The 7,094-nt window shown below is 50.0% G+C and carries 5 protein-coding genes and 1 pseudogene; all 6 read left to right on the forward strand.

What is annotated here, in order from left to right; all coding sequences use genetic code 11:
• Positions 1 to 568 (forward strand): annotated as a pseudogene (locus ACYC56_RS10665) (hypothetical protein); the annotation flags it as partial.
• Positions 568 to 1,173: an ATP-dependent Clp endopeptidase proteolytic subunit ClpP gene (gene clpP / locus ACYC56_RS10670; RefSeq protein WP_461374161.1), complete on the forward strand. Its 606-nt coding sequence runs from the start codon at positions 568 to 570 to the stop codon at positions 1,171 to 1,173. The pseudogene ACYC56_RS10665 and the gene clpP, both read left to right, overlap by 1 nt.
• Before the next feature lie 11 nt (positions 1,174 to 1,184).
• Positions 1,185 to 2,462 carry an ATP-dependent Clp protease ATP-binding subunit ClpX gene (gene clpX, locus ACYC56_RS10675; RefSeq protein WP_461374162.1) on the forward strand — a complete coding sequence of 426 codons (1,278 nt, stop codon included), beginning with the start codon at positions 1,185 to 1,187 and terminating at the stop codon, positions 2,460 to 2,462.
• Between the two features lie 496 nt (positions 2,463 to 2,958).
• The gene (locus tag ACYC56_RS10680; RefSeq protein ID WP_461374163.1) at positions 2,959 to 4,641 is read left to right on the forward strand and encodes a multicopper oxidase family protein; all 1,683 of its coding nucleotides are present in this window, start codon (positions 2,959 to 2,961) and stop codon (positions 4,639 to 4,641) included.
• Between the two features lie 268 nt (positions 4,642 to 4,909).
• Positions 4,910 to 5,509, forward strand: coding sequence for a DUF3786 domain-containing protein (locus ACYC56_RS10685; protein WP_461374164.1), 600 nt, complete (start codon positions 4,910 to 4,912; stop codon positions 5,507 to 5,509).
• Positions 5,510 to 5,756: 247 nt separating this feature from the next.
• Positions 5,757 to 7,094: valine--tRNA ligase (locus ACYC56_RS10690; protein ID WP_461374165.1), on the forward strand; the 1,338-nt coding region annotated here is incomplete at its 3' end.

Below are 7,094 nucleotides of genomic sequence, written 5' to 3' on the forward strand. Positions count from 1 at the left end.
CGAAATCGTTGACGCGGTCACCGATCTTTCTCAGGCAGAAGTTCATGACGTTATGATCGAGCAGGAGATCGACGACATGCTCGAAGACTTTGCCGGTGACGTTAAGAGGCAGGGTTTAGACCTCGACCAGTACCTTGAATTAACGGGCATGACGAAGGAAGCTCTCCGTGGCGATTGGCACGATAGAGCACGTCACAGGGTGAAGAGTCGCATGGTCGTTGAGGCCATCGCGGGGGCAGAAAATATTGAAGTTACGCCTGAAGAAGTCGATAATGAGATAAAGAAGGCGGCAGAAGCAACCGGGCGCGACGTCGAAGAAGTAAAACACATTTTTGAGATGAAAGGTAGCATCGGCGCGCTTAAAAAGAGGATTTTGATCAGCAAGACGATCGACTGGTTGGTTGAGCATTCAGTAGTTAGGGAAAAAGAAGCAACAGAAGAAGCTGAAGAAACTGCTGAAACCGGCAAGGCCAGCGAATCCAGTGAAACAAATGAGGCCGAAGAGGCCGGCAAACCGGAAAAAAAAGCAGAGAAGAAAGAAAATAAAAGCGATAAGGGGACTGAATAATGGGTGAGATTATCCGCAACCAATTAATACCGATGGTCGTCGAGCAGACGGCAAGAGGTGAGAGGGCTTACGATATCTACTCAAGACTTTTAATAGACAGGATCATTTTTTTGGGGACACCCATAGATGATAACGTGGCGAATCTTGTGATCGCCCAGCTCCTGCATCTGGAGTCGGAAGATCCTGAAAAAGACATCAATATCTACGTCAATAGCCCCGGTGGAGTCGTTACCGCGGCACTTGCAATGTATGATACAATGCAATTTATAAAGCCTGACGTATCGACTATATGTATCGGGCAGGCTGCGAGTGCTGCGGCGCTATTACTGGCGTCCGGCGCGGCAGGGAAGAGGTTCGCCCTTCCAAATTCACGAGTATTGATTCACCAGCCGCACGGTGGTGCACAAGGCCAAGCAATCGATATCGATATCCAAGCGAGAGAGATCTTGCGGACGAGAAGGGTATTGGATGAGATCCTGGCCCTGCATACCGGTCAAACGGTGGATAAGATTCATGCCGACACAGATAGAGACTACATCATGACGGCAGCTGAGGCCAAAGATTACGGTTTAGTCGATGAAGTCATCACACAACGCAAGAAGTAAGGGAGGTAGCAATGGCCAAGTTCGGCGAAAACGAGCAGCTCAAGTGCTCATTTTGCGGTAAAAGCCAGCGCCAGGTTAAGAAATTAATCGCGGGCCCGGGCGTTTATATCTGCGATGAGTGTATTGATCTGTGTAACGAAATAATTGAAGAAGAGTTAACAGAAGAGGTTGAATTCAAACTAGAAGACCTCCCAAAGCCGAAGGAAATTTATTCAGTCCTTAATGATTATGTAATAGGTCAGGATATTGCTAAGAGAATTCTTTCAGTGGCCGTTTATAATCATTACAAGAGGATTCAGGTCGGCCCACAGGGGGACGATGATGTTGAGCTGCAGAAGAGCAACATCCTGCTGCTTGGTCCAACCGGCTGTGGTAAGACCCTGCTGGCACAGACCTTAGCCAAGATTCTTAACGTGCCCTTTGCTATAGCCGATGCAACGGCACTAACAGAAGCTGGATATGTCGGCGAAGATGTCGAGAACATCTTGCTGAAACTGATCCAGTCTGCTGATTACGATGTAAAGAGGGCTGAAACAGGAATCATCTACATCGATGAGATCGACAAGATCGCCCGCAAGAGTGAGAACCCGTCGATCACGCGAGATGTCTCCGGTGAAGGTGTGCAGCAGGCACTCCTGAAGATACTGGAAGGCACTGAGGCGAGCGTTCCGCCGCAAGGTGGAAGGAAACACCCGCATCAGGAGTTCATCCAGATCGATACCACGAACATCTTGTTTATCGTTGGTGGTGCGTTCGCAGGTCTTGAGAAGATAATTCAGGGCCGCAGCGGCAAGAAAGGCCTCGGCTTTGGTGCTGAGATCAAAAGCAAGGACGAGCAAGAACTCGGCGTAATCATGAGCCAAGTTCTTCCTGAGGATCTCCTCAAATTCGGTCTGATACCTGAGTTTGTCGGAAGGTTGCCGGTTATAGCGACCGTTAACAACCTGCGTGAGGAGGATCTCGTACGAATACTTGTCGAGCCAAAGAATGCGCTTGTCAAGCAGTACAAGAAGTTCTTCGAGTATGATGGCGTAGAGCTGGTCTTCACGGAAGACGCACTCGACGCGGTAGCCCACAAGGCGCTCGGCCGCGGAACGGGAGCGAGAGGCTTGCGGGCCATCCTCGAGCACGCTTTGCTCGATGTCATGTACGACCTGCCATCCCGCACTAACATTAAGAAGTGCGTGATAACCAAAGAGGTCATCGAGGAGAGCATTGAGCCGACACTGTTGACCGAGGGAACGGAAGAGACAACCACCCCTCATAACGAAACGGAAGTTTCGGCATAACATAAGGAACGAATAAAAAGAAACGATAAAAGGCAGCTTGCAAAAGCTGCCTTTTTTATTTGGCGCACCCAGCTAAGCTGGACCGCACTTGCTCGATTCTCTAGGAACCCCTGCTAGTAATAGCGAGGGTTTTCTGTTTTAGGGTGGGAGATTACAGCGCATGTTTAACTAGATAAGCTTTGGAAATATATTCACCGATTAACTTAAAACTTAAAAAGGGAGGGGTGGCGTTTATAAGAGTCTGGTATTTATTGAATTTACCAGAATATATCTTTTAGATCGCGCGGAGATTAGATGAAAATTAATAAGGTGGTTAAATTAGGAGTGCTTGCCGCTCTAGTAGTGCTGGTAGCTATTTTGCTCAGTGTTACTGCTATAGCCCAGCCAGAGTCTTGATCCGAACACAATCCCGAAGTTTCAGAATAAACTTGTCATACCACCGGTATATGCTCCAGATAAAACGAAATACCCTGGCTATGATTACTACGAGGTATCAATGAAGCAATTTAAGCAAGACCTCGGCATAGGAACCGATGCAGGTGGTAATCCTTTGCTGACGACGGTTTGGGGTTACGGCGGCAATGTCGTCGATCCGGGAAACCCGGGTAAAACTATAGGATTCTGGAATTATCCTGCCGCTACATTTGAGGCCAAGAGAGGCAGGCCGGTCAAGGTTAGGTGGACCAATGATCTTAGAAGTTTCGACGGTATTGATGCTGCTAGCTCAGTCTATGATAGTTACCCATATCTTACAGAGCACCCGCTTACAGTTGACACATCCATTCATGGGGCAGAAACAAAGGCGGTTAAAACCGTAGTGCACCTCCACGGTGGGGAGGTGGGGCCAGAAAGCGATGGATACCCTGAAGACACGTTTCTACCTGGCGGTAACCCTGGATACGATTACACTTATCCCAACCTCCAGAAAGGTGCCACGCTTTGGTACCACGATCATGGACTTGGGATAACTCGCCTAAACGTTCACATGGGTCTTGCAGGTTTTTATCTGCTAAGAGAGCCCGCCGAGGCGGCACTTAAGCTTCCAAGCGCAGAATACGAGGTTCCGATTGTAGTTCAGGACCGCTCGTTTTATCCAAATGGCGAGTTCTTCCGCTCGGCAGAAGGCTCAGGCGGCCGTGAATTCTGGGAGCCGGAGTTCTTTGGTAATACCATCATGGTAAACGGAAAAGCCTGGCCGTATATGGACGTAGAGCCAAGAAAATACCGCTTCCGCTTCTTAAACGGTTCGGATTCACGTTTTTACTCGATGAAATTAGTCGTGCAAGAACCCGGTGAGGCGACAGAAGAGCTTTCAGATCTGGAAGATAATCCGGATGGACCAGAAATTGTGCAGATAGGTACTGATGGCGGTCTACTCGAAAAGCCCGTAGAGACCGCCGATAGGCTCACTACGGGCCCGGGTGAGCGTCACGATATCGTGATAGACTTCTCGCAGTTTAAAGGGAAAAACCTTATTCTAGTAAACAACGCACCGGCACCGTTTAAAGGGGTTGGCGTTATAAAAGAGGGGCAGGAGCTTGCCGATATAAATACCGGGCAAGTTATGATGTTTAAAGTCGGGCCATCGACCAAGAATCCGGATCAAAGCAGGACAGCCATGCCGGCCAATACAAGCCTGCCACCTACGCTTAATCAGATCCCCGTGCTAACACCGCAGACCACAAGAACCATGACGTTAAATGAGGCCATGGTAAATGACGAGCCAAATGCTGCGTTTGTCAATCTAAGCCGCTTTATGAATCCCGATGCCATGGAAACACCCACAGTCGGTGCTACGGAGGTCTGGGAAGTAATCAACACGACGGAAGACGTGCACCCCATCCATATGCATTTAGTCCAGTTCCAGGTTCTCAACCGCCAGAAGATCAACGATACAGAAGCGTTTCTTGGAGAATACAATACGATGAACGAGACAAAATTCGGTTCCGAGGTCTGGACGATGGCCATGCAAGAGGGCTTAATGCAGGGTCGTCCAGATATACCAGATCTCGCCCCGTATCTTAATGGCGAGGCAACAGTGACGGCCAACGAACGCGGTTGGAAAGATACGGTCCATATGAACCCCGGCGAGGTTACGCGAATCCTCGTTAGATTTGCGCCGCAAGATGGCGGATCGTTTAGCTTTGACGTAAACGGTCCGAATTGCGCAAGGTGGTAACGGTAACGCATAGAAGTCGATATGGAAGCTGAAGGAGGGCTCTAGGCCCTCCTTCAGCTTTAAAAACTAGAGCTAATGCGATATCTGAAGGATTATTGCAAACGGAACTTTTTGTTTGCATGAGAATGTGTAGTTTGCGAGCAACGTGCCTCTAGGCAACTTTGATTTCTTGGCATTTTGGAGTTTGTTCAAGTAATATTTAATAGGCATGTTTTCCAAGTCTAGCTTTTATGTATATTAGAATTAGCTTTGGGTTGGGCGATACCGCATGGATAACTATGATTTAGTTCTAAACCAGATGATAGAAAAGCTTGCGCGGTTTAACTATGCGATTGTAGGTAGCAGAACCGGGGCTGAGTTCGACGTCGAAAGCGAGGCGCTGAAACTTCGCTTTCTAGGTAAAGACTATATCGTCAGTAAAGAAGAATGTAGGGCTACGAACTGCGATGATCACGATCCAACCAAGGACCAAATCCTGCTGGTAGATTATCTGCTGTCCTTTGGAAGTCTCGATCCGGGTGATGACTGGATCGACTTTCGTGATATCCCAAACTCGATGCCGTATGACGGTGCGTTCAGGGCAAATGTCGAGTCGGTGCTCGAGCGAAGCGCGTCAAGTATCATAAGTCGCAAGCACGAATTGTTTGAGAAATATGACGGGCAAAGCGCCGCCGGATTTTTTGCATCGGATTTCGCCGTTATTTTTCAGGTCTTTCCGAGGGTGGAGTGCCTGGTGCTCCTTTCCGAAGGGGACGATGAAATCGGGCCGGGCGCAAAGCTGCTATTCTCTTCGAAGGCCCACGAGTTTTTAACCACAGAAAGCCTCGCCGCAATCGGCGAAGCCCTCACGAGAAGGCTTGTAGAGTAAAACCGCTATCAGCGTTCCTTACACGCCGGCCTGCCCTGTGGTATTATAATTCCTTAGTATCCAGGAGAATGTCGAATTGCGAATTACGAATGAGTGATAGTCTAGAGCGTGGGTTTAAGCAGGGTGCAGTAGGCGTGATTGTAACTAACCAGCCTCTGGGCGTAGTTTAAGCATTATAAGAAGGATGGTTTTAATTCGTAATTCGACATTCGCAATTCCCAAGATCCTTATTGAGAAGGGGAGATATATGGTTCAAGAAACCCTGCCAAAAGTGTATAACCCCCATGAAGTCGAGGCTAAATGGTACCAGTATTGGCTGGATAAAGGGTATTTTCAGGCTAAGATCGAGCCCGGCAAGAAGCCGTACACGATAGTCATCCCGCCCCCGAATGTAACCGGTTCGCTGCATATGGGGCATGCGTTAAACGATACGCTGCAGGATATCGTCATCCGCAAGCATAGGATGATGGGTGAGGCGGCGCTGTGGCTTCCGGGAACGGATCATGCCGGTATCGCAACGCAAAACGTTGTCGAGCGGCAGCTTGCATCGGAAGGGCTTACCCGCCAGGATGTCGGTCGCGAGGAGTTTGTGCGCCGTACCTGGGAGTGGAAGGAACAATACGGCAGTCGCATCATCAACCAGCTCAAGCGCCTTGGCGCCTCCTGTGACTGGTCGCGCGAGCGGTTCACGATGGATGAGGGCTATTCCGCTGCGGTACGGCGTGAGTTCGTCCAGCTGTATCATGAAGGCCTGATTTATCGTGGAAACTATATCGTCAACTGGTGTCCTCGCTGCCTGACGGCGCTTGCCGATATCGAGGTCGAGTACGCCGAAGAAGAAGGCAATTTCTACTACGTAAAATACATGGTCAAGGACTCATATGATTATATTACGGTCGCTACGACCAGGCCGGAAACGATTCTCGGCGATACGGCGGTCGCCGTTCATCCCGAGGATGCCCGTTACAAGGACTTCGTAGGGCAGACGGTGATCGTCCCGGTCATAGGGCGCGAGGTGCCGGTTATCGCCGACGATTACGTTAATCCCGAGTTCGGCACCGGAGCGCTTAAGGTGACGCCGGCGCACGACCCACACGATTTTGAGATAGGCGAGCGCCATCACCTCGAGCGCATCAGCGTGTTTACGCCTGAGGGCATGATGAACAAAAACGCCGGTCCGTACGAGGGCATGACGCGTTTTGAGTGCCGGGATGCGATCGTTAAGGACCTGATGGAAAAGGGTCTTTTGGTTAAGATCGAGCCGATGACTCACTCGGTCGGCCATTGCTACCGCTGCGATACGGTCATCGAGCCGTATCTTTCGACACAGTGGTTTATGAGCATGAAGCCGCTCGCCGAGCCCGCTATCAAAGCGGTCGAGGAAGGCAAGATAAGCTTCGTCCCCGCACAGTGGGCGAAGACCTACTTTGACTGGATGTACAATATTCGCGACTGGTGCGTCTCGCGGCAGCTCTGGTGGGGACATCAGATTCCCGCCTGGTATTGCAAGGACTGCGATGAGATAGTCGTCGAGGAGAAAGAGCCGACCACATGCACCAAGTGCGGAAGCTCCAATCTTGAGCAG

It is taken from the genome of Candidatus Aquicultor sp. (assembly GCF_054640775.1).